Source organism: Nocardia sputi, assembly GCF_023501985.1.
Genome location: NZ_JAMFLC010000068.1, coordinates 1 through 1559, shown reverse-complemented (window position 1 = coordinate 1559; position 1559 = coordinate 1). Strand labels below are relative to the sequence as shown.

Below are 1559 nucleotides of genomic sequence, written 5' to 3'. Positions count from 1 at the left end.
AAGATGCTCAAACGGCAGATGTTCGGCCGCGCGAAGACCGACTTGCTGCGCAAGCGGATCCTGTTGAGCGAGTGAGTAACCCGGCACACGAGATCACCAAATTTGTGCCAGATCCTGAATCGTGACCCGTTCGTTCCGCTTGAGTTCAGCGGCGGTTTCGAGTCGTCGTCGCAACGCAATGACGGATTTCATAGTGCCAGTTCGGCTTCGAACACCTCCGCTGCGGTTCGCCACCCGAGAACCCTCCGCGGTCGGGTATTGATGCGCTGCTCGACCTCGCGAAGCTCGTCCGGGCCGTGCAGGGACAGATCGGTCGTCTTCGGGAAGTACTGGCGTAGAAGGCCGTTCGTGTTCTCGTTGGTCGCACGCATCCACGGTGATCCGGGATGCGCGAAGTAGATGCCCTCGGGAAACATCCCGGCCAGCCGTTCGTGGCGCGCCATCTCCGAACCTTGGTCCCAGGTCAGCGTGAGGCGGGCCTGCGCTGGGACAGTGGCCAGCACGCGCAGCGCCGCAGAAGCGAACGCATCGGCGTTGCGGCCGTCGGGCAGGTGGACCAGCCGCACGAGCCGACTACACCTATCGACCAATGTTGCGATAGCTGAACCCCCACGGGCGCCGACGATAAGGTCGCCCTCCCAGTCGCCGACGCGAGAACGCTGATCGACGATGGCCGGCCGTGCCTCGATCAGGTTCGACGGAGCGATGAACCGGACCGACCGCGCATCAGCGCGGCGTCGACGCCGACGCCGACGCAGTGAGCGTCGGGTCCGGAGTCGTTTGGTCAACGTCCTCGATAGTCCGGACTTCTCGGCGTTATAAAGCGCCTGGTAAATCGTCTCGTGACTGATGTGCCATGACAGCCGGGCGGGGTGTTCACGGCGCAACCAGACACTGATCTGCTGCGGACTCCAGTCCAGTTCCAGCTTGGCCTGCACCACCGCACGCAGCTGCGGGTCGGTCCACAATCGTCCAGGTCGGCGCCGACGAGCACGCTGAGCCGCCCGCGCATGGGCAAGGTCAGCGTCGTAGCGACCACGGTCGTGCCCGAAAGTATTGCGGCGTAGCTCACGGCTGATCGTAGAGGCCGCTCGGCCGAGCCGGCGGGCGATCTCACGGACGCCCAGCCCGCGTTCGTGCAGTGTGGCGATGCGTTGCCGTTCGAGGCGGCTCAGGTACCGGTCCGAGCGGACATCATCGGAGATCCGTGCAGGAGGTAGTCCGCCGTTCTCGTGCCGCCACCGATAGCCGGTCTTGCGTCCGATCCCAACTCGCTTGGCTGCATCGACCGGACCGACACCGGCCAGAATCAGCTCCCAGTACTTCGCCTCCAACACCAAACGCCGTTTAGCTCCACGCTTTCCAGCCACTCGCACACCCGTCTTCTAGCAGGAGTGTTGCGACGAGTTGCTGAACTCAAGCGGAACCAGAGGGTCAGTCTTCAGGATCTGGCACAAATTTGGTGATCTCGTGTGCCGGGTTACTCACTCGCTCAACAGGATCCGCTTGCGCAGCAAGTCGGTCTTCGCGCGGCCGAACATCTGCCGTTTGAGCATCTT

General features: G+C 63.4%; 1 protein-coding gene. It reads right to left on the bottom strand.

The genetic code is table 11. The features are described 5' to 3' along the window. Positions 1–188 precede the first annotated feature (188 nt). Positions 189–1370, bottom strand: a complete 1182-nt coding sequence (locus M8859_RS36635; protein ID WP_443678234.1) for an IS30 family transposase — start codon at positions 1368–1370, stop codon at positions 189–191. Positions 1371–1559 lie beyond the last annotated feature (189 nt).